Genomic DNA, 21480 nt, shown 5'->3' with positions numbered 1-21480 from the left:
CGCGGGGGCTCAGGCCGGCCGCCGCGACGGGCCCTGGAGGCATCGCCTCCAGGGCCCTCGGGGAATTACCGCAGGTCGAGATCCGCAGACGTGATCCGGAACCGGGCCGTTTCCTCCTCGGTGGTCCACCGATGGAAGCCGGCCTTCTCCAGCACTCGGACCGAGGCCGGATTCGACAGTTCCACGGTGGCGGACACGGTGTGCACCTCAGGTGCGGTGAGGGCGAACTCCGCCAGGGCCCGGGTCGCCTCGGTGGCGTAGCCCTGGGCGCGGCGGGAGGCCACGATGCCGTAGCCGATCTCGAGAACGCCTTCGCCGGGCGGCCAGAACAGGCCGATCGAGCCGACCACCAAGCCGCTTTCGCGCTCGATGATCAGACGGTGGCCGAAGGGACCGAGCCAGGCGGGGTGCTGCTCGAAGAGACTGGCGATCACACGATCGCCTTCGGCGGGAAAGTCGTCCGCCCACTGCGCGGAGCGGCCGCCGTCGAGGACCGCGGTGGCCTCGCTCAGGGTCCAGGGCCGCAGGACGAGGCGCTTGGTGGTCAGGTCGGCGTGGCCGGGTGAAGAAGGGGAAGACACGTGTCTCTCCTGGTCGTCGGAAACGACCCGGGCCGCACTTTCTTATCGCGCGGGCCGGATGAGGGCATGCTGATGAAGGCCGACGGCAGCCATATTCATCAACCTCCTCATCCGTGATCACGCGTCGGTCGCGCTGGCGTGACGATAACAACGGCTCATCCGACCGGGCAACACGTTATTGACGCCTCCCCCGTGCCGTCCGGTGCCGCTTCGCGTACGACCAGGTCACCGCTGTCATCAGGGCCGGGATGGCCAACAGCGGGGCATAGACGACGCCCCAGACGGTCTGTGCCGTACCGCTCGCCATGTACGTCTGGCTCTCCGCGGTGAAGGCGACCGCGAGTTGCCACAGTGTCACCAGGACCAAGATGCCCGACGCGGTCCAGGCCAGCGAGGAGAGGACCCTGGGAGGCAGGGGCCGCCACCGGCCGCTGACGAGCAGCAGCGGAAACAGCGCGGCCAGCTCGGCGAGGACGGAGAGCCCGACGACATACGCGATGCCCCAGCCAGGGATGCCGTAGACCTCGCGCAACACCTGGTCGCTGTAGCCCACATAGACACCGGACGCCATGGCGATGCGCCACAGGCCGGACGGGACGGCGCACAGAGCGATGGCGTGGGCGGCGCGGCGGGCCCAGACGGGCGCGGGTGCGGAGGCGAGGAGAGGGGTGGCGGCTGTCGTCATGGCGTACATGAAAGCCCCGGGCACGGCGGTCCCGCTTCGTCCGCTACGGCGGACCCTCTCCGCCCAGCGGCGGAGGGGACATGTGCTCAGGGAGGACTTGACCGACCGCGCCGTGACCAGGCCGACCGCGCCGTGACCAAGTCGACCGCGCCTGTCAGTGCCGTGTGGCACCGTCTGCTCCATGGGTGAACTTGTCGAACGCGTGGATGACCGCGATGAAGTTCTGGCCGTGGTCGGCCGGAGCGAAGCCATCCGGCAGCGCTGGTTGCACCGCATCGCGACGATCGTGTGCCGTGACGCCCGGGGCCGGACCCTCGTACACCGCCGCCCTGCCTTCGTGTTCAAGTTCAGGTGCACGGGAGCAATCAGCCCGTACTGGCTCGGCCTGCACGAAGCCGTGGTGGACGGCCTCCTCACCCCTGACCCCGCAGAGATCGCCTGGTACGACTGGCTGGCGGGGGACGAACTCGCCGCGCTGGTGAAGCATGAGGCGTTCGTCCCCGATGCCCGCGAGGCCTTCGAGCGCTATGTCGCCCTGCAACCACGACCGTGATCACACTGACCTGCCCGACCGCTGCCCGCCATTCGCTGTCCCCCATCCCCCATCCGCCATCCGCCGGACTACGTAGCGCAAGGTGCAGAGCATGCGTCGTAGGGCCGCCCCGAGGATGGACACACCTTCTCTGATGTCGGTGGGCGTGCTCGCCGCGTAGCCGAGGACCAGCCCGGGGCGGGACGGGTGTTGGCCGTGCCAGGAGAGTGGCTGCACCTTTACGCCTCGTGTGAGCGCGGCGGCGGCAAGGTCGGTGTCGGCGAACTCGGTGTCGAAGGTGATCGTCAGGTGCAGGACCGCCGCGGCGCCGTGCACGACCGCGCCGGGAAGGTGAGTCGTGACGGCGTCGACCATGGCGTCCCGGCGGCGGCGGTGACGTGAGCGCAAGTGCCTCAACTGGCGTTCCGTCGCGCCTGATTCCATGAAACGGGCCAGGGCCAGCTGTGGTAGTGCCGCGTTGCCCAGGTCGGCGAAACGTTTGGCGGCGAGCAGAGCGTCACGGTACTTCGGCGGTGCGAGTACCCAGCCGATGCGCAGTGCGGGGGCGAGGAGCTTGGAGACACTCCCCGCGTAGCAGACGCGGTCGGGCAGCATGGAGCGCAGAGCGGGCACGGGAGACCGGTCGTAGCGATGCTCCGCGTCGTAGTCGTCCTCGGTGATCGTTGTTGCATGCGGGCACGGTGTATTCGGCCGACAGCAGGGTGCTGGAGATCGGTTGCGGGGTCGGCGGCCAGACGGTTCACCTGGCCCGGGCCAGCCCTGAAGCGCACATCACCGCGGTCGGCCGCTCCCCGGAATCTCTTGCGCAGGCCCGCGCTCGGGTCGCGGCCCACGCACCGGGGGCACGAGTGGAGTGGTACTGCGCCGATCTTTTCGAACTACCCTTTCCCGACGCGCGGTTCGACCATGTCTTCGCCTGCTTCGTCCTGGAGCACCTGTCGGACCCCGGACGGGCGCTGACCGCCCTGCGGCGCCTGCTACGGCCGGGGGGCACCATCACCGTGATCGACGGAGATCATGGATCGGCCGTCTTCCATCCGGACAGCGCGTACGCCCGCGCCGCGATCGAATGCCAGATCCGACTGCAGTCCGCCGCCGGCGGAAACGCACTGATCGGTCGGCAGTTGCACCCCCTGCTCACTCAGGCCGGCTACGACGGCGTCGGGGTTCGTCCGTACACGGTGTATGCCGACCAGACCCGGCCCGCACTGGTCGACGGCTTCACACGCCACACCTTCATCGCCATGGTCGAATCCGTCCGGAACGACGCGCTCGCGGCAGGTCTCATGACGGCGGACGACTGGGACCGGGGGATCAGGGACCTGTACCGCACCGCACAGGCCGGCGGCACCTTCCACTACACGTTCTTCAAGGCCCTCGCCGTGAATCCGTCCGGTGCCGCCACCACGAGCAGCCCCGCTCTATGAAGCGGGCACACCCACCGACGACCACGCCTTGAGCACGGCCCGCGTTTCGTCCCCGTCGTCGCCGAAGAGCGTCCGGGCCGACGCCGCCGTCAGCCGGGCGAAGTCCGCGAAGTCGGCGTCGCTCGCCAGCTCGCCGCCGGTCAGCGTGGCGTACCAGATCTTGCCCGCACGTTCCCAGGCGTTGCCGCCGAGGTCGGTGGCCAGCTGGTAGAAGGCGTGGTTGGGGATGCCGGAGTTGATGTGCACGCCGCCGTTGTCCTGGGACGTCTTGACGTAGTCGTCCATCGTGGCGGGCTGCGGGTCCTTGCCGAGCACGTCGTCGTCGTAGGCGGTACCGGGCGCCTTCATCGAGCGCAGCGCCTCGCCCCGGTCCACGGCCGGTCCCAGCAGGCCTGCCCCGATCAGCCAGTCGGCCTCGTCGGCCGACTGTCCCAGCGCGTACTGCTTGATGAGCGAGCCGAAGACATCGGAGACGGATTCGTTGAGCGCGCCCGACTGGCCGTAGTACTCCAGATTGGCCGTGTGCTGGGTGACGCCGTGGGTGAGTTCATGACCGATGACATCGACGGGAATGGTGAAGTCCAGGAAGAGCTCGCCGTCCCCGTCGCCGAAGACCATGCGGGAGCCGTCCCAGAACGCGTTGTCGTACTTCTCTCCGTAATGGACGGTGGCGTCCAGCGGCAGACCGGCACCGTCGATGGAGTGCCGCCCGTACACCTTGAGATAGAGGTCGAACGTGGCGCCCAGCCCGGCGTGCGCGCGGTTGACGGTGGCGTCCTGGGACGGCGCGTCGCCCTCGGCGTGCACCTTGCTGCCGGGCAGGGTCTCGCGGTGCCCGGCGTCGTAGATCGTGCGCTGTGGTTTGTCGGAGACGGTTCCCGAGTGCGCGGCAGCGGTACGGAGCGTGGTGATCCGGCGCCGGGTGCGCTGGAGGGAGTCGTGCTCCAGGGTGCGCCGGGCGGCTTCGGCGACCGCCGAGTCCTCCGACCGGGCGAGTTTGTCGAGAACGTGCGGAGGCACGATCGTGCAGAACACTGGAGGGGTGGCGGGGTTCTGGACCTGGCTCATGACGTGACTCTTGTCGTGGCTCATGTCGTGCAATGTGACACCACCTGACCGTCATGTCACTGCTTGGCTCCACAATCCATAACATCGAGTGGTTGGCCCTCATTCGTTGGACAGCGATGCCGCTCCGGCCCTGACCTCGACCGCCCTAGTCCTGTCCCCGTCCGTGCTCCACTCCCCCGTCTTCGGCGCTGTCGCCGCCCGCCACCTTGTCGGGGTGGAGCACCAGGCTGACGATGTGGCGGGTGCGACCGTCTCCGGGACCGGCGTGCGTACGGCGGGCAACGACGGCCTCCAACTCCTGTACGAGCGCGGCGAATTCGTCGTCGGTCACCCATACCGCGCCCTGCCGGTAGAGGACGCCCTCGCGGGCCGGTTCGGCGTCGTCCCGCGCGAGGTACCGCTCGAAGTCGGACATCAGGGCGCCGGTGAACGCGGCGAAGGCGTCCCGGTGATCGTCCTTGGTCATGGCGGTACGGGCGTCGTCGTCCACGACGGCCTGCTCCTGTCGCACCCGGTAGCTGCGCTCGACCGTGCCGCGCACGGGCCTCTCCCGGACCACCTCGATGATGCCGGCCTGCGCGAGCGTGGCGACGTGCCGGTACATGCTCGCCGGGGGTACGTCGGGCAGCCGGTCCCGCAGCTGGGCGGTGGTCAGCTCCCCGGCGCCGAGCAGCGTCTGAAGAATGCGCATTCGGACCGGGTGGAGCAGGAGGTTCGCGGTGGGCATGACCCTATGATCTCATATCTGATAACGTTCTTGAAGTTGAGATCAGTGAGAACCGACGATAGCGAGAGACCAGCCTTGCCCGACATCGACATGACGGTCACCGCCGACGACGACACCCCGCTGGCCGGCACCCTGACCCTGCCTTCGGGCCCGGGTCCGCACCCGGCGGTTCTGCTGCTGCACGGGTCCGGCCCGCTGGACCGCGACGGCAACACCCCGAAGCTGCGGATGAACCTGGGCGGACCGCTCGCCGATGTCCTCGCCGCTGCCGGCATCGCCACCCTGCGCTACGACCGGCGTGGTGTCGCCGGCACCCCCGGCGCCTGGCAAGCGGCCGGTTTCGATGACAACCGGCGCGACGCGGCCGCCGCCTTGCGCGCCCTGGGCGCCCGCCCCGACATCCGCGCGGACGCGCTCGCCGTCGTCGGACACAGCGAGGGCGCCCTGCACGGCATGGCGCTGGCCACGCAGGAGAACGTACGGGCGGCGGTGCTGCTGGCCGGCTTCGCCCGAGTCGGTGAGGATGCCCTGCGCTGGCAGGCGCGTTCCGTCGTCGCCGGACTGCCCGCCTCTCTCCGCCTCCTGCGGCGCCCGCTGGGTGCGGTGGGCGACAGGATTCTCGCGCGCATCAAGAAGACCCGTACGGACGTGGCGCGTATCGCCGGCGCGCCGGTCAACGCCCGCTGGATGCGCGAGATGCTCGTGCACGACACCCGCGCCGACCTCGCCGCCGTTCGCGCACCCGTCCTGGCGGTCACCGGCGACAAGGACATCCAGATCGACCCCGATGACCTCGAGGTGATCCGGCGTCTGGTGCCGGGCGGAGCCGAGATCTACCGTGTCCCCGACCTGACCCACGTACTGCGTCTCGATCGCGGGCGGCACAGCATCCGCTCGTATCCGCGTCTGGTACGCACCCCTGTGGACCCCGGAGTCCTGTCCCTCGTGGCGGAGTGGCTCACCACGCAACTCGGCGCGTCCGCAGGTGAGTTGCCGACCGCACGGGGAACCACCTCGCCCTGACGGACGGATACCGGACGGACGCCGGACAGATGCCGGACGGATGCCGACTATCGCCGGACGGACGCCGGACGGCAATGGTCGGCTGTCGGTCGAGACGGGACTGCGTCGAGCCGTCGCGCTTGCTCACGTCCGGTCAGCGGCCACTTGTCGATCGGCCGGGAGCGGGGCCGGACGGCTCGATGGAGCGGGACTGGACGTGCTCGTAGACCATCGTCGTCTGCGCATCGGCAAGTTCGCGGCGCTCGGTGAGACGGTCGATGACGAACGCATAGACGCTGTCCACCTCCGGCACGGCCACATGGATGAGGAAGTCGTGAGCGCCCGAGGTGACCGCCGGCTGCGTCCTGCTGCTGGCACCGGGCAGCGCCGGGGTCGATCTGCTGGGCCTGGTCATGGCCGTGGCCGCCGGCACCTGCTACGGCCTGTGCACCGTTTTCGCCAAGCATCTGACCTCTGTCACGCGCCCCGGTGAACTGCCCACACTCTCCGCGCTCTCCCTCTTGGTAGGCGCACTCCCCCTGCTGCCCTGGATGGTCACCGACTCCGCGCCCCTGGGCGACGGCTCCACCCTGGGGCTGATCGTCTGGCTGGGCCTGGCCACGACGGCTGCCGCGTACTGGCTGTTCACCGCCGGTCTGGTCCGCGTGCGGGCGACCACCGTAGGGACACTCAGTCTCGCCGAGCCGCTGGCGGCGGCCCTGATCGGCGTACTGCTCCTCCACGAGCACCTCTCACCCATGGCGTGGGCGGGATGCGCGCTGGTGCTCGCCGCAATGATCGCCGCGTGCCTGCCTCCTATGTCCCGCGACCGCCACGCCAGAGCCTGTCTCTGGGACCCCCGCCTGCGCACCAGCCGGCGACCAGTCGTTCAGGTGCTCAAGTGCTCAAGTGCTCAATGGACGCAGAACTCGTTCTCCTCCGGATCGTGCATCAGGGCGGAGAAGGAGTTCGACTCCTCAGAGTCCGCGATACGCACCTGGGACGCGCCCTCGGTCTCCAGCCGCGCCACCTCGGCGAGCACTCGCTCCCTGCGCACGCCGAAGGGAACGCTACGTCCTCCGCCCACGCCCAGATCGAGGTGGAGCCGGTTCTTCACGACCTTGCCCTCGGGCACCTGCTGGAACCAGATGCGCGGACCGGCGCCTTTCGGATCGATGACGGAGTCGCTGCAGTCGCCTTCGCCCAACTCCTCCTCCGTAAGGCCTTCGCTCAGCCAGTAGGCGCGCCAGGTGGCGAACGGTGCGGGCGCCGGTTCGACTTGGTACCCGAGCGCAGCGGCCCAGAACCTCGCGAGCCGCTCCGGGTCGGCGCAGTCGACGGTCAGCTGAAGTCTCGGGGTGATGGTCATCGGCCAACTCTACTGATCAAGCCCGGACTTGTTGCCGATTCGGGTCCGGCACCGGCCGGGCGGTTTCCGGCCATGCCAACGGCTTTCAGTCAGTTAACTGAAGGCACAACAACCCTTCCCGAGTCAGAGATGTCACACCAAGCAGGAGGAAGTACTCCAAGACCAACAAGGGGGAAATAATGCGATTCAGCCGTACTCTTCTCTCGATGGGCGCAGTAGCGGCCCTGACCGCCGGCTCCACGGCCGTCCTGGCCTCACCGGCCTCCGCCGCGCCCAACACCACACCGCAGAAGGTCTGCGGGAGCGCCTACAAGACCGTCAACTCCGCGCCGGTCGGGTCGCTCGGCACGGTCTACCTCACCTACAACTCCGCCACCGGCCGCAACTGTGTGGCCACCATCCGCAGCTCCCCGGGCACCGCCGTCGACATGTCGGCGTATCTCTACGTGCCCGACACCGAGCAGGGCGACTCGGACTACGGCGCCTTCACCTCGTACGCGGGTCCGGTCTCCGCGTACGGCAAGGGCCACTGCGTCGACTGGGGCGGCAACATCAAGAACGTGTACGTCTCGGTGTACGGCTCCAACTGTGCTGCCCTGAAGGAGCACCGGGTGACGTCGATCCGCTGACCGCGTTCGTCCGCAGCAACGCCGGCGCCGTGAACACCCCCTCCGGCAGGCTGTCGCGCTGGGCCCCCGACCTGTCACAGGCCGGGGGCCCAGCGGCTTTCCCGGAGCGGCTGGTCTGCCAGCAACTCCGTCGGCTCTCCCGTAGGGGCAGGACCAGGACGTACGACCTGCACCTCCATCGACGGACGCCGGCGCTGTACGGACTGTTCCGCCCACATGCGCAGCTTCGGATCCGGGTCGTCCAGCAGTCCGGCCGCCGCTCCCGGCGCCACAGCTCCGCCGCGCGCGTCGAGCAGCCGGAACGCTGCGCGCCGGACGTGCTGCGGCCGCTCGGCACCGAGGCGTTCCAGCAGCCAGTCGGCAGGCAGATCCTTCGCGGACGGCAGCAAGGCGAGCACCGTCTCACGTACGACGCCGGCGGCGGGGTCGTCGAGGAACGGGCGCAGCTGCTCGGTGGTCGTGCGCTCCAGGAGCCGTAGTCCGGCCACCGCCTGGGCCCGTACCCCGGCAGCCGGGTGTGCGAGCAGGGGCAGCAGCAGTCCGGCATCCGCACGGTCCCCGCCCTCGGCCAGCCCGATCACCGCACCGGGCGGCAACCCGGGTTCCTCCGGGGCGGTGCACTGCGCCCGGTACCAGGCCGTCGGATCGCCGCCATGCCGACGTACGACGTACCGGGCGCAGGCGCGCACCAGCCCGGACCGGTCTCCGAGGAAAGCCTCCGCCTGCTCCGCACGCCCCGCCCGGCGCAGCCCGGTGACACCTGCCGAACGGGTACGGGGGTTGCGCGCGTTCAGCAAGGGCGACAGCACGTCCTCATACGTGTCCGAGTGCGCCTCCTCATACGTGTCCGCGTACGCCACCTCATCCGTCTCCGCGTACGCCTCCTTGTCGCGCAGAGCGGCAAGTGCCGCCGTGGCACACAGATCCTGGACCACGGTGTCCGGATCCCGGGCAGCCGCGCGGGCCAGCTCGGCGGGGGTGAACAACCGGCGCTCGACGGCCAGACGGTAGGCGAACCGCCGAACCGTACGGTCCGGAGAGGCGAAGAGAGGGCCCAGCCGCGTGCGGGAAGCCCCGCCCAGCAGCTCCCCCAGCACCTCGACGGCGAAGTCCCCTCTGTCGCGGCGCCCGACGCGCAGGATCAGCGAAGCGAGGTGGACGGCCGACTCCGCGTCCAGGACCTCGCGCAGCGCTCGCCGAGCCGTCTCCCGCACCGGGGCCGCCCAGTCGGCGCAGCGGATGACGAGCAACGGCAGCAGCGCCGGATGCCGGACCGACCAGCGCACCGCCTTCTGACGTATCCGGCCCTTCCGGTGGCAGAGCGCCAGGGCGAGCCGGGACTCATCGGCGTGCTCCAGGTCCTCGTCCGCGGTCAGCGGGGCGACGCGCTCCCACTCCGGCTCGTACTGCGAGCTGTAGCAGGCCACTTCGCGCACGCCCTCGTCCAGCGCGAGCCAGTCGCCGGGGTCGGCACCGACCATCGCGTCGTGAAGCGGCGTACCGCCCGCGAGCAGTACTGCTGCCCGCGCCCCGTCCTCGACATCTTTCAGCATGTTCGCCCCTCCCCGCGCGCAGGACCGTTCATGAAGCACACCTCTCTGCGGCGTCCGGCCATACTCAACGCATCCCGGGCAGGCGCCGCAGTTCTTCGATTCTCAGCAGCCCGGCGAGGATGAGATATCCCAGGGCTGTCACCAGTGTTCCGGCAGCCAGCGCGACGGCCGTGGGCCACGTTCCGCTTCCCAGGCCGGCGCACGCTTGCGCTGCCGCCCAGCCCAGCCCCGCGGCCGGGCCCGCGGCGCAGAACAGTTTCACGTAGGTGCGGCGCAGTCCGCCGTCGTCGATGCGGCCCCCGAGTTTCTTGCGCAGCAAAGACGCGGTGAGGGCGAGGCCGGCCACGTAGGAGAGGGTGTAGGCCCCGGCCATGCCGACCACCGCCCAGCGGGCGGGCAGCAGCAGATGGCAGGCGGTGGCCAGAGCGATGTTCACGACCGCGATCCAGGCCGCCATGAAGAACGGGGTGCGGGTGTCCTCGAAGGCGTAGAAGCCGCGCAGCAGCAAGTACTGCGCCGCGAACGGAATCAGCCCCAGCCCGAACGCTTGCAGCATGTACCCCAAGGGGCGGGAGGAGGCGGCGTCCGCCGCTCCGTGGGCGAACAGCAGCGAGGAGATCTGCGGTCCCAGGGCGAGGAAGAGGAAGGCGGCGGGCACGATGATCACGCCACTGATCCGCAGGGCCCGGGACAGGTCCCCGCGCAGGTCCGGGATGCGCCCCTCCGCGGCGGCCCGGCTCATGCGCGGCAGCAGTGCGGTCACCAGCGACACGGTCACGATCGACTGCGGCAGCAGCCAGATGGTCTGCGCATAGGTGTAGGCCGAGTAGCCCGCGCCGGCCTGGGGCAGTTCCTGGTCGGTGGCGTTGGCGTAGTTCGTGACCACGGTCAGGGCGACCTGGTTGGCGAGGACGAACAGCAGGGTCCACTTCGCCGCGTGGACGCTGCCGCCGAGGCCGGTGCCCCGCCAGTCGAAGCGCGGCCGGAACCGGAAACCCGCCGCCCGGGCGAACGGGATCAGTGCCAGTGCCTGTAGCGCGATGCCCGCCGTCGTCCCGATTCCCAGCAACCGCACCTGGTCGGCGGTGATGTCCTGCACCCGGTCGGGCACCGTCATCAGTCCCAGATAGGCGGCGAACATGCTGACCAGGACTACGTTGTTCAGCACGGGCGTCCACATCATCGCGCCGAACTTCTCGCGGGCGTTCAACACCTGTCCGTAGATGCTGAACAGTCCGTAGAAGAAGATCTGCGGCAGCAGGAACCTGGCGAACGTCACCGTCAGCTCGAACGCCTCGTGGCTGTCGGGGTTGTCCCGCATGTACAGGCCCACGATCTGCGGCGCCGCCCATACCGCCAGTGCCGTCCCCACGCCCAACACGCACACGACCAGCGTGACCAGACGCTGCTCATAGGCCCGCCCGCCGTCGGGCTGTGTCGCCCTGGCCCGCACGAGTTGCGGCACCAGCACGGCGTTGAGCGCACCGCCGATCAACAGCGTGTACAGGCTTGTCGGCACCGTGTTCGCCGTGTTGTAGGTGCTGGCCAGCAGGCCTGTGCCCAGCGCCGCGGCCTGCAACACGTTGCGGATCAGTCCCGTCGCCCGGGACACCACCGTGCCGGCAGCCATCAACAAGGACGAACGTGCCAGCCCGCCCTTGTCCTTCGCCCCTTGAGCGGCATGCCGCTCCCGTGTCTGTTGCTCCTGCGGCATGGTCTGCGCCGCGGAGTCCGCCCCCTGAACCATGCCGTCAACTTACGTGCTCACGATCTTTTTCACGTAGACGGGCTCGTCCGGCTCTCTCCTACGAGGTCGGCCTGGGCGGCTCTTCTGCGTGGTCCGGCTGCGCGTGACGGGAACCGCATGGCTTCGAGTGGCGTCCTGCAAACCAGGTGATCTTGAAACGGGCGAAGGGTGTCGCACATGTCAGGGGCCGCTGTTCGCTACCTCTATCTCGCCCGGCATGGAGAGGCTACGGATGACGAGAGCGAACTGTCCTCGCGAGGCCGACGCCAGGCCGAACTGCTCGGCGAACGACTCCGCCGAACGCCCCTGGCATCGATCCACCACGGCCCCCTCCCCCGCGCCGCACAGACGGCCCAGCTGATCCACGGCCGGCTCGACGGTGTCCCCGTTCATCGGTCGGAGTCGGCCGGTGACTACCTCCCCTACCTCCCGGCCCGGGAAGAGCTACCGCCCGAAACCGCCGACGCCACGCTTGAGCGCCTGGCCCGGTTCCCCGCCGATGCACGGGAGTTGGGCCCCGGCCTCGCTCGGGACGCGGTCGCGCGTTTCACCGGGCCGGTGAACGGTGACCGGCCGCGCCACGAGCTTGTCGTCACCCACAACTTCCTCATCGCGTGGCTGGTCCGTGATGCCCTCGACGCCCCGAGCCGGCGCTGGATCGGACTCAGCCACGGCAATGCCGCGTTGACGGTCATCCGCTACGCACCCGGCCGTCCGGCCTCCCTGCTCGTCTACAACGACACGGGACACCTTCCCCCGGAGCTTCGCTGGACGGGTTTGCCGCCCGAACTCCGCGTCTGAAGGACACGTGTGCGCGCTGAGGGTGGCGGCGAGTGTCCGGGAGCTTGTCCGTCAGGAGAGCCAGTCGGTGTAGCGGGTGGGGGACAGATGGGCGTTCGTGTCGGTGAGGACGTCGCCCTCTACTGCCGCGAACATGCCCGCGGCGGGGTCGGTGACCACCGTGCGGGGGTCGGCCCTGTGGGTGAGGGTGATCCGGCCCAGCTCGTCGAGGTGGAAGACCTCGGGGCCGCCGATGTTGCGGACGCCGTTCAGCGGGGCGCCCGCGGCGACCTCCGCCACCGCGTGGGCCACGTCCTTGGCCGCGATGGGCTGGATCGGCGTGGCGGGCAGACGGACGGTGTCGTCGTCGGCGGTCCAGGACAGGACGGAGTCGATGAACTCCATGAACTGCGTGGCCCGGACGATCGAGTAGGGAATCCCTCCGGTCTTGAGGATGTCTTCCTGGAGGACCTTGGCGCGGTAGTAGTCCAACTGCGGAACCCGGTCCACCCCGACGATCGAGAGGATGACGAAGTGCCCGGCGCCGCCCTTGTGTGCCGCGGCCAGGAGGTTGTCCATCGAGGTCCGGAAGAAGGCCGGTGAGGCCTCGTCGAAGGTCGGCGAGTTGGTCAGGTTGACGACGACGTCGGCCCCGGCGACCGCCTGTTCGAGGCCCTGACCGCTGATGATGTCGATTCCGGTGGACTTCGAGTGCGGTACCGCCTCGTGTCCGGCGGAGTTCAGGTTCTGGACGACCTGCGAGCCGATCAGCCCGGTCCCGCCGATGACTGCGATCTTCATGATGTGCCTCTCGTGACGATCCATAGCTGTGCCATGAGACTGACCGGGCACGTCGCTTTTTTGTGACACGGACACGGACATGACGCGGCGGGTGGGTGTGCGGCCACGCTCATGGGCGTACGGCGACGGCGACAGCTCCGGGGGTGGTCCGAGCGACCGGCTCCGTGTCACCGGCGGGCGGGGCGAGGAGCCGTACGAGGCTCTCCAGGTCCCCCGTGCCGGCCGCGGCGCGGAACGCGGCGACGAGGCGCCGGTGCGACGCGGCGTGGACCGGCTGCTCGCGGTCGCATTCGAGGCGGGTCTGCGCGCGATGGACCACCACCCGTGCGTTCGGCACGCTGATCCGGAGCAGCCCCGCGAGGTCGGCATAGGCGTACCCGAACCCCTTCCGCAGGACATAGGCCGCCAGCCGGTCCGGTGTCAGCCGCGCCATGAGCAGGCCCAGGGCCGCCTCGACCGCCACGGCCTGCTCGGCACGCGCCACGGGATCCTGTGCGCCCCCGTCACCGAACTCGGCCAGCTGTGGCTCGGCCGGGGTCTCGTGCCGGTTCCGTGCGGACTTCATGACGTTGATGGCCAGCCGGGTCGTGGCCGTGACCAGGAACGCGGCCGGGTTCTCGATCTCCGCGCGATGGGTGAGCTGCCAGCGCAGCCACACCTCCTGGACCACGTCCTCGGCCCCCGAGACATCGCGGAGAATGCGGTAGGCGATACGGAACAGCCGGGTCCGCTGGGCCTGGAAGACGGAGAGGGCGACGTCCAGGTCGCCCTCGGCCGGCCGGTCGCCCCGGGGTGTGGTCGGCGTCGTCGTCTCCGGGCCTGGCGCGGACATCGGGGCTCCTCAGGTGTGAACGGGCGCCCGGCGCGGGCGATGGTTCCACCCTCGGTCCGGCACACCCCCCACCGCGCCCTTGTTCCCCGTGGTCGAGTCCGTAGGGACCCCGTGGGTCCCCATGGGGCCAACCCCTACGACCTGACGGTGCCCTCGTTCCCGGGTCCCGTGGCCCCGGCACTCGCGAGAGCGCCCGGCAGCGCGCGACGTGAGTTGATCCCGAGCTTCGTGTACACCTTGCGCAGGTGCCACTCCACGGTGTGCGGGCTGATGAACAGCTCCGCACCGATCTTCGCGTTCGTCATGCCGTCGGCGGCGAGCGTCGCGACCTGCTGCTCCTGCGGGGTCAGGGCGCTCGCCTGCCTGGTCTCCCACGTCCGTACGTGCTCGCCGGTGGCGAGCAGCTCGCGGCGGGCGCGCTCGGCGAACGCGTGCGCCCCCATGGCGTCGAACATCTCGTGAGCCGTACGCAGTTGCTCCCGGGCCAGCGAACGGCGCTGACTGCGGCGCAGCCATTCGCCGAACAGCAAGTGGGTGCGTGCCACTTCCACGGTCACTCTGCCGCGGCCGAACTCCTCGATCGCGGTGCGGTACAGACCGTCGGCCTCGTCACCGTCGGCGAGGAGAGCCCGGCTCCGGGCGGCGGCGCCACAGGCCCAGCCGGAGTCGGCGGCACGCGTGAGCTCTACCAGACGGGCCAACGAGGCGCGGGCCTGGTCGAGTTCACCGCACCGGGTAGCGGCTTCCACGTGCTCGACCAGGGACAGGCCGGTGAAGTTGAATCCGTCGTGCTCGATGCCCGTACGAGCGGCTTCCAGTGCCTCCTCGTAGCGCGCCAGGCCGTTGTAGAGCACGCCTCGGATGTAGCCCGTGGCACCCAACAGGGAGACCTCGCCCCGCTGTTCGGCCCGGTGTCTGGCTTCGTCGATGATGCCGGCGGCGACGTCCGCCTCGCCGCGCCAGGCGGCCAGGACCAGCGCCGCGTACTTGTGCGGGGCGTGGCCGGTCGCGGCGGCGAGCGCGTCGGCCTCGTCGATCATCCGGGCGGCCTCGGCGAAGTCGCCGTAGTGGATATGCACCCCGCCGGCGTAGATAAGGGCCGGCGGCAGCGAACCGAGCGCACCGATGTCGCGGGCCAGGCGCACCGCGCGCGTCGACAGCGTCTCCCACGCGTGCAGATCCCAGGCGTAGTGGATGAACGCCTCCAGCGCGACCGGGGCCAGCAGGAGCCAGCGCACGACCGCGTCCCGGGTGCTCAACTCCTCATGTGCGAGCAGCTCCAGCGCTCCGCGCAGCGCCGGTACGCCGGTCTCGTATCCGTCGGTGAGGAGCGTGGCCACACCGTCGAGGAGAAGGTCGGCGGCCTCGGAGCCCGAGGGGGGCGCCCCGGATCCGCGGGCCGCGATCGCGGCGGCGCGGGCGCCCGTCGGGCCGTGGACGCGACCCGCGAAGATGGTCGCGCTGATCGCCTCCAGGTACGTCTCGCGCGCCAGCGGCGACCCGGCCGCGGTGAACTGTGCGGCGGCCTCCAGGAGGAGCGGCGCCGCCTCGTCGCTGCGGCTGCGGGCGAAGAGGATCCTGGCCCGCAGCCGTGCCAGCCGGGCGCGGTCCAGGGCGCTGAGGGGGCACAGTTCGGCGGCCGTCGCCAGCTCCGTCGCCCGGTCGGGAGCTGCGGCGGAGAAGTGCGCCTCGGCCGCCGCGAGGGCCCTGCGCCCCCGTGGCCACGGGTCCGGTGTCATCTCGGCCGCGCGCTCCAGCAGTACCGCCTCGGCCGCGATGCCGCCGCGCTGGCGCGCGCGGTCGGCGGCCCGCTCGAGGCCCGCGGCGACCTCCTCGTCCGGCCGGTCGGCGGCCTGGGCGGCGTGCCAGGCGCGCCGGTCGGGGTCCAGGGCCGGGTCCGTGGCCTCGGCCAACGCCCGGTGCACGGCCCGGCGTTGTTCGGGCCTGGCCTCGTGGTAGACCGCCGAACGGGCCAGTGGGTGCCGGAATCTGACCGACTCCCCGAACTCGATCAGGCCTGCCGCCTTGGCCGGCGCGGCGGACGGCGTGATCTTGAGCGAGGCTGCCGCGCGGACCAGCAGGCGCGCGTCACCGACCGGCTCCGCCGCGGCGATCAGCAGCAGTGTCCGGGTCGCCGTCGGCAGCGAACCGAGCCGGCCGGCGAAGTCCCGCTCGACACGGTTCACCACCGGCCCCTGGGCGCTCGGGTGGCTCGACGCGTCCAGTCCGTACGCCAGCTCTGCGGCGCTGCGTCCGCGGGAGAACTCGAGCAGCGCGAGGGGGTTGCCGTGCATCTCGGCGACGAACCGGTCCCGGACCCGCCTCTCGAGACGCCCGCCGACGGTGACCTCCAACAGCTCACCGGCCGCGGCGGTGTCGAGGCCGGTGAGGTGCAGGGACGCCAGGCCGTGGAGCGCGGCTGCTCCCTCGGGGTCCCGCACCGCGAACACCATGGCGACCGCCTCGGCGAGCAACCGCCGGGCCACGAATTCGAGGGTCTGCAGGGACACCTGGTCCAGCCACTGGGCGTCGTCGACCAGGACGAGCACCGGGCGCGTCTCGGAGGCCCGGGTGAGCAGGGTGAGCACGGCGAGGCCGACCAGGAACCGGTCGGGCGGGTCACCGGCCGCCATGCCGAACGCCACGCGCAGTGCGTCGCGTTGGGGTTCGGGAAGCTTTTCCAGCTGATCCAGGAACGGCGCGCACAGTTGGTGCAGGCTCGCGTAGGGCAGCTCCATGTCGGCCTCGATGCCGTGCGCCCACGTCACCGTCGTCCGGGAGGCCTGCGTGGCCACGTACTTCAGGAGTACCGACTTCCCGATACCGGCCTCGCCACGGAGCACCAGTACACGGGCCCCGCCCGCGCGCAGGCCGACCAGCAGGTCGTCGAGAGCCGCACACTCGCGAGGCCGGCCGACCAGGTCGGGAAGCGGGCTGGCGATCATGCGAGGCGGCTCCTAGGGGGAATCCCACAACGTTGTCAGAACGATCCTTGCAACGATACCCGGGACAGTACCCACACCTTGTGGCGAACGGTTATGACGGACTCCACATCAGAAAAAGCCCGGAGGCTGTCACATTCCGGCCCGCTGTCCGGTCGTCCCCTGCCGATGGTCTCGCCCACCCGCCGCCGCAGGAGGTTTCATGGATTCGCTCGGACACCAGCTCGCCACGTCCGTTCTCGTGGTGGGGACCGGTGGGTCGGGTCTGCGAGCGGCCATCGAGGCCGCCGAGGCCGGTGTCGCGGTCATCGCGGTGGCCAAAGGCGAAGCCGACGAGGTCCCGACTCCCTGGACGGTCGGAAGTTCCGAGGAGGCGCCTGCTCCCGCCGGTCCGGGCGATACGTGGGAACGGCATGTGGCCGACACCTTGCTGGAGGGGTGCCTGCTGGCCGACCCGCGCGCCGCGCAGGTCGTCGCCCGCCACGCCGTGCAGGCGATCCATGACATGCGCCGCTACGGCACGCGCCTCGACCGCCAGGGCCACGGTGCGGCCGCCGAGAATCAGTTCGAGAACTACACGTACCGCCGCGCCGCGTTCGCCGACGAGCGCACCGGTCCGCAGGTGCGGCGATCGCTCCGTGAACGCGCTAGGCAGCTCGGCATCCCCGTCCTGTCGAACGTGCACGTCACCCGGCTGCTCGTCGACGACGGCACCGTGTTCGGCGCCTATGGATTCGACCTCGTCGACGGCTCGCGCTACCGCGTCCACGCCGATGCTGTGATCCTCGCGACCGGCGGACACACGCGCATCTGGCGGCATACCACCTCGCGCCGCGGCGAGAACACCGGCGACACGTTCCGCCTCGCCGTCGAGGCCGGTGCCCGCTTGCACGACCCCGAGCTGGTGCAGTTCCACCCCTTCGGACTGCTCGGGCCGCAGAACACGGCCGGCATGCTCGTCAGCGAGGCGGTCCGCGGCGCGGGCGGTGCCCTGCTCAACAACCTCGGCGAGCGGTTCATGACGCGCTACGAAGCCGAGCGGATGGAGCTGTCCGGCCGGGACCGGATCACCCGGGCTTCCTATTCGGAGATCAAGGAGGGGCGCGGCACCCAGGCGGGCGGCGTGTGGCTCGACCTGTCGCACCTGCCGCCCGAGACGGTCCTCACACGCCTGCCGCACGTGCACCAGAGCCTGCTGGACGAGCAGTTGCTCGACATCACGCGTGACCCGATCGAGGTCGTACCCACCGCCCAGTACTCCATGGGCGGCGTCCGGGTCCGTCCCGAGGACCACGGCACCGACATCGACGGGCTCTACGTGGTCGGAGAGGCGGCCGGCGGTCTGCACGGCGCGAACCGGCTGGCGGGCAACGCACTGATCGAATCACTCGTCTACGGCCGCGTCGCCGGCCGGGCCGCGGCCGAGTACTCGGCCGGGCTCACCACCCACCCGCGCTCGCCCGCGGCGGTCCGCGCCGCCGAGGCGGACGTGAACCGGCTGCTGACCGCCGACGGCGAGGAGAACGTCCGCGCGCTGCTCCGGTCCGTGCGCCACCTGATGACGGAGCGTGCGGGTGTCGTGCGGGACGAGGCCGGGCTCACCGCCGGGCTCACCCGGCTCGACGAGATCGAGGCCCGCACGGAGCAGGTGGGAGTGCACATCGACATCGGCGGCTTCCAGGATCTCGCGTACGCCTACGACCTCAGGTCCGCCGTGCTCGCCGCCCGCGCGACACTTGAGTGCGCGCTGGAGCGGCGGGAGACACGGGGCTGTCACCACCGCTCCGACCACCCCGGTGTCGACCCGGACCTCGAAGTCAACCTCGTGTGGTCCCCGACGGCCGGGGTGCGCCGCGAACCTGTCCCGCCCGTCCCCACCGACATCGCCGAGCTGATGGACGACCTCGCGGCCGGCGCCGGACCGGCCGAGTAGGAGCCGTCGTTCTGCTTCTCCATCCGTCCCCCTCGCCGTACCGGTCTCGGCCGCCTGCCATGTTGTTATGCTCCCCGCGTGCGGCGGTCAGCGTGAGTGGGGACGGTCCGGGGCAGTTGCGTGGGCGGCGTCAGGAGTGTGACGCGCTCGACGAGTTGGTCTCGGAGGTGGAGGCGGGACGCAGCGCCGTACTGGTCCTGCGCGGTGATGCCGGAATCGGGAAGTCCGCTCTGCTGGATCATCTGACAGCGCGCGCCGCGAGGCACCGCGTCGCCCGCGGGGCGGGTGCCGAGTCCGAGATGGAGCTTCCGTTCGCGGGACTGCATCAGTTGTGTGCCCCGTTCCTCGGACGCGCCGACTCCCTTCCGGCTCCGCAGAGACAGGCGCTGGCCACGGCGTTCGGGATCAGCGCGGGGCCGCCGCCTGACAGGTTCCTGGTCGGTCTTGCCGTCCTCGGGCTGCTGACCGAAGTGGCCGCCGAACAGCCGCTGTTCTGCCTGGTCGACGACGCCCAGTGGCTCGACCGGGTCTCCGCCCAGACGCTGGCGTTCGTGGCACGACGGATGCTCGCCGAGCCGCTGGCCCTCATCTTCGCCTCCCGTGAACAGCGGGGGCACGACGAGTTCGCCAATCTGCCCGAGCTGACGCTCGGCGGCCTCGACGACTCCGCCTCCCGCGCACTGGTGGATGCCACGGCCGACGGCCCGATGGACCCGCGGATCCGCGACCGCGTCCTCGCCGAGGCCCGCGGCAACCCCCTGGCCCTGCTGGAACTCCCCCACAGTCACACCCAGTCGGAGCCGGCCGACGGGCTCGGCCTGCCCGGTTCCGGACCGGTGACCGGCCGTATCGAGCGCAGCTACCTCGTACGCGTCCGCTCGCTGCCCGCGGCCACGCAGCGACTGCTGCTGACCGCCGCCGCGGAGCCCATCGGTGACGTGGCACTGCTCCGGCGCGCCGCCGAGCGGCTGGACCTCGGCCTGGACGCGGTCGGCCCTGCGGTGACGGCGGGGCTGCTCGACGTCAAGGCGCTGGTGCGTTTCAGGCATCCGCTCCTGCGCTCCGCCATCTACCGCTCGGCCGGCCTAGCCGAGCTGCGGGAGACCCACCGGGTCCTGGCGGAGGTGACCGACCCCGTTCTCGACCCCGACCGCCGCGCCTGGCACCTGGCGCGGGCGACGGTGCGGCCGGACGAGGCGATCGCCGCCGAGCTGGAGTCGTCGGCCGGGCGGGCGCTGGCGCGCGGCGGCACCGCCGCGGCGGCGGCGTTCCTCGCCCACGCGGCCGTACTGACGCCCCACCCACAGCACAAGGCGACGCGGGCCCTCGCCGCGGCGCAGGCAAAACTGCGCGCCGGTGCTCCCACGGCGGCGCGCGATCTGCTGGCCCTGGCCCGCAGCGGAGTCCTGGACGAACTCGGTCAGGCCCGCGCGGATCTCGTCCAGGCCCGGATCGCCTTCGCCTCCAGCCGCGTCGACGAGGCGCTCCCTTTGCTGCTGGCCACCGCGCGGCGCCTGGTGCCGCTCGATGCGGGCCTGGCCCGGGAGACCTTCCTGGACAGCCTGTCGGCCGCGGTGTTCGCCGGCCGCCTCGCCTCCGGCACGAGCGCACGCGAGGTGGCGGTGGCCGCGCAGCGGACGCCGGTACCCGTCGGCGGGCCGCCACGCGCTGCCGATCTGCTCCTGAACGCCTTGACCACCCGGTTCACGGGCACATACGGCGACGCGGTGGCCGCGTCGCGCGACGCGGTGCGGGCGTTCCTCCAGGAGACCGACCCGGAGAACATCCTGCGCTGGTCGTGGCTGGCCTCGGCGCTGGCGGCCGAGATGTGGGACGACGAGGGCTGGACGGCGCTGGTGACACGCCAGGTGCGGACCGCCCGCGCGGTCGGCGCGCTGACGGAGCTGCCGCTCGCGCTCAACTCGCGGGTCGTCGTCCACACCAGCGCCGGTGAACTGGACGCGGCGGCGCTCTGCATCTCGGAGATCGTCCGGCTCCAGGAGGCGGCCGACAGCAGTTTCACGTCGTACGGCGCGCTGGCGCTCGCCGCCTGGCAGGGACGCGAACGCGAAGCCGGTCCGCTGATCGAGACCGGCGCCGACGATGCGGCGAACCGCGGTGAGGGCATCGGCGTCGCCGTCGCACGCAGGGCCGAAGCCGTGCTCCTCAACAGTCTGGGCAGGTACGAGGAGGCGTACGACGCGGCCCGCCTTGCGAGCGCGCACCCTCAGGACCTGGTCGCGGCCAACTGGGGACTGGTCGAACTGGTGGAGGCCGCAGCGCGCAGCGGTCACCACGAGGAGGCCGAGTCCGCACTGGTCCGGCTGGCCCGGGTCACGGACGCCGCCGCCACGGACTGGGGGCTGGGCGTCCAGGCGCGCTCCCGGGCACTGCTCAGCAAGGGAGGCGCGGCCGAAGCGCTGTACCGCGAGGCGGTCGATCGCCTCGGCCGTACCCGGGTCGTCGCGGAGAAGGCCCGGGCGCATCTGCTGTACGGGGAGTGGTTGCGGCGGGAGGGCCGTCGCATCGACGCCCGGGAGCAGTTGCGCGAGGCGCACGCACTGTTCGCACGGTTCGGTGCGGAAGCGTTCGCCGAGCGTGTAGTCCGCGAGCTGCGGGCGACCGGCGAGACGGTGGCCCAGCGTGGCGGTGCCGCCTCGGCGACGCTCACCGCGCAGGAGAGGCAGATCGCGCAGCTGGCCAGTGAGGGGCTCACCAACCCCGAGATCGGCGCCCAGTTGTTCCTCAGTCCGCACACCGTGGAATGGCACCTGCGCAAGGTGTACGCCAAGCTCGGCATCACCTCCCGACGATCCCTGCGCACGGCGCTGTGACCGCTCCGTGCACGAAG

18 protein-coding genes and 2 pseudogenes are annotated in these 21480 nt (G+C 70.9%); 8 read left to right on the top strand and 12 right to left on the bottom strand.

Annotated elements, in window-relative coordinates; all coding sequences use genetic code 11:
• Positions 1–65: 65 nt before the first annotated feature.
• Both ABD366_RS31675 and ABD366_RS31670 read right to left on the bottom strand, forming a co-directional pair.
• Positions 66–581 carry a GNAT family N-acetyltransferase gene (locus tag ABD366_RS31675; RefSeq protein WP_324772132.1) on the bottom strand — a complete coding sequence of 172 codons (516 nt, stop codon included), beginning with the start codon at positions 579–581 and terminating at the stop codon, positions 66–68.
• Between the two features lie 175 nt (positions 582–756).
• A complete protein-coding gene (locus ABD366_RS31670; protein ID WP_324772131.1) occupies positions 757–1275 on the bottom strand; it encodes a hypothetical protein in 519 nt (172 codons plus the stop codon).
• Between the two features lie 172 nt (positions 1276–1447).
• Here ABD366_RS31670 and ABD366_RS31665 point away from each other — a divergent pair, with 172 nt between their 5' ends.
• A complete protein-coding gene (locus tag ABD366_RS31665) occupies positions 1448–1819 on the top strand; it encodes an NUDIX hydrolase (protein ID WP_324772130.1) in 372 nt (123 codons plus the stop codon).
• On the opposite strand, the pseudogene ABD366_RS31660 reads toward ABD366_RS31665, so the two are convergent.
• Positions 1820–2479: pseudogene (locus ABD366_RS31660) on the bottom strand (aminotransferase class I/II-fold pyridoxal phosphate-dependent enzyme); the annotation flags it as partial.
• A gap of 20 nt (positions 2480–2499) precedes the next feature.
• Here ABD366_RS31660 and ABD366_RS31655 point away from each other — a divergent pair.
• Positions 2500–3246: a methyltransferase domain-containing protein gene (locus ABD366_RS31655; RefSeq protein ID WP_324772129.1), complete on the top strand. Its 747-nt coding sequence runs from the start codon at positions 2500–2502 to the stop codon at positions 3244–3246.
• Here the strand turns inward: ABD366_RS31655 and ABD366_RS31650 are convergent.
• Together ABD366_RS31650 and ABD366_RS31645 are read right to left on the bottom strand one after the other, a co-directional pair.
• On the bottom strand, positions 3241–4338 hold the full coding sequence (locus ABD366_RS31650; protein WP_324772128.1) for a M4 family metallopeptidase: 1098 nt from the start codon (positions 4336–4338) through the stop codon (positions 3241–3243). The two genes, ABD366_RS31655 and ABD366_RS31650, sit on opposite strands and share 6 nt — an antisense overlap.
• 121 nt (positions 4339–4459) lie before the next feature.
• Entirely contained in the window at positions 4460–5041 is a 582-nt protein-coding gene (locus tag ABD366_RS31645; protein ID WP_324772127.1) for a helix-turn-helix domain-containing protein, read from the bottom strand.
• Positions 5042–5116: 75 nt separating this feature from the next.
• Between ABD366_RS31645 and ABD366_RS31640 the strand changes: the two genes are divergently transcribed.
• A complete protein-coding gene (locus tag ABD366_RS31640) occupies positions 5117–6064 on the top strand; it encodes an alpha/beta hydrolase (protein WP_324772126.1) in 948 nt (315 codons plus the stop codon).
• 133 nt (positions 6065–6197) lie between these two features.
• Here the strand turns inward: ABD366_RS31640 and ABD366_RS31635 are convergent, their stop codons facing one another.
• Positions 6198–6458 (bottom strand): Lrp/AsnC ligand binding domain-containing protein, encoded by a 261-nt coding sequence (locus ABD366_RS31635; RefSeq protein WP_324772125.1) that lies wholly within the window; start codon positions 6456–6458, stop codon positions 6198–6200.
• Between ABD366_RS31635 and ABD366_RS43580 the strand changes: the two are divergent.
• Positions 6457–6783, top strand: a pseudogene (locus ABD366_RS43580) (EamA family transporter); the annotation flags it as partial. The gene ABD366_RS31635 and the pseudogene ABD366_RS43580 sit on opposite strands and share 2 nt — an antisense overlap.
• Positions 6784–6956: 173 nt before the next feature.
• Here the strand turns inward: ABD366_RS43580 and ABD366_RS31630 are convergent.
• Positions 6957–7412: a VOC family protein gene (locus ABD366_RS31630; protein WP_324772124.1), complete on the bottom strand. Its 456-nt coding sequence runs from the start codon at positions 7410–7412 to the stop codon at positions 6957–6959.
• 179 nt (positions 7413–7591) lie between these two features.
• Here ABD366_RS31630 and ABD366_RS31625 point away from each other — a divergent pair, with 179 nt between their 5' ends.
• Entirely contained in the window at positions 7592–8041 is a 450-nt protein-coding gene (locus ABD366_RS31625) for a spore-associated protein (RefSeq protein ID WP_324772123.1), read from the top strand.
• 74 nt (positions 8042–8115) lie between these two features.
• Here the strand turns inward: ABD366_RS31625 and ABD366_RS31620 are convergent, their stop codons facing one another.
• Entirely contained in the window at positions 8116–9594 is a 1479-nt protein-coding gene (locus ABD366_RS31620; RefSeq protein ID WP_324772122.1) for a hypothetical protein, read from the bottom strand.
• A gap of 64 nt (positions 9595–9658) precedes the next feature.
• A complete protein-coding gene (murJ, locus tag ABD366_RS31615) occupies positions 9659–11341 on the bottom strand; it encodes a murein biosynthesis integral membrane protein MurJ (protein WP_324772121.1) in 1683 nt (560 codons plus the stop codon).
• Between the two features lie 177 nt (positions 11342–11518).
• On the opposite strand from murJ, the gene ABD366_RS31610 reads away from it, so the two are divergent.
• Positions 11519–12142, top strand: coding sequence for a histidine phosphatase family protein (locus ABD366_RS31610; protein ID WP_324772120.1), 624 nt, complete (start codon positions 11519–11521; stop codon positions 12140–12142).
• A gap of 51 nt (positions 12143–12193) precedes the next feature.
• Here the strand turns inward: ABD366_RS31610 and ABD366_RS31605 are convergent, their stop codons facing one another.
• The 3 genes from ABD366_RS31605 to ABD366_RS31595 all read right to left on the bottom strand — a co-directional run bounded on the left by ABD366_RS31605 (position 12194) and on the right by ABD366_RS31595 (position 16699).
• On the bottom strand, positions 12194–12922 hold the full coding sequence (locus ABD366_RS31605; RefSeq protein ID WP_324772119.1) for an SDR family oxidoreductase: 729 nt from the start codon (positions 12920–12922) through the stop codon (positions 12194–12196).
• Between the two features lie 109 nt (positions 12923–13031).
• Positions 13032–13754 carry a sigma factor gene (locus tag ABD366_RS31600; RefSeq protein WP_324772118.1) on the bottom strand — a complete coding sequence of 241 codons (723 nt, stop codon included), beginning with the start codon at positions 13752–13754 and terminating at the stop codon, positions 13032–13034.
• Between the two features lie 134 nt (positions 13755–13888).
• Positions 13889–16699 (bottom strand): helix-turn-helix transcriptional regulator, encoded by a 2811-nt coding sequence (locus ABD366_RS31595; RefSeq protein WP_324772117.1) that lies wholly within the window; start codon positions 16697–16699, stop codon positions 13889–13891.
• Positions 16700–16898: 199 nt separating this feature from the next.
• Between ABD366_RS31595 and ABD366_RS31590 the strand changes: the two genes are divergently transcribed.
• Together ABD366_RS31590 and ABD366_RS31585 are read left to right on the top strand one after the other, a co-directional pair.
• Entirely contained in the window at positions 16899–18629 is a 1731-nt protein-coding gene (locus ABD366_RS31590; protein WP_324772116.1) for an L-aspartate oxidase, read from the top strand.
• Between the two features lie 59 nt (positions 18630–18688).
• Positions 18689–21463, top strand: coding sequence for an ATP-binding protein (locus ABD366_RS31585; protein ID WP_344442915.1), 2775 nt, complete (start codon positions 18689–18691; stop codon positions 21461–21463).
• The last annotated feature ends 17 nt before the right edge of the window (positions 21464–21480 follow it).

The sequence above is a fragment of the Streptomyces kunmingensis genome (assembly GCF_039533535.1).
GTDB lineage: Bacteria > Actinomycetota > Actinomycetes > Streptomycetales > Streptomycetaceae > Streptomyces > Streptomyces kunmingensis.
Note: the sequence above shows the minus strand (reverse complement) of the source record. Positions and strands in the feature narration are given on the sequence as shown.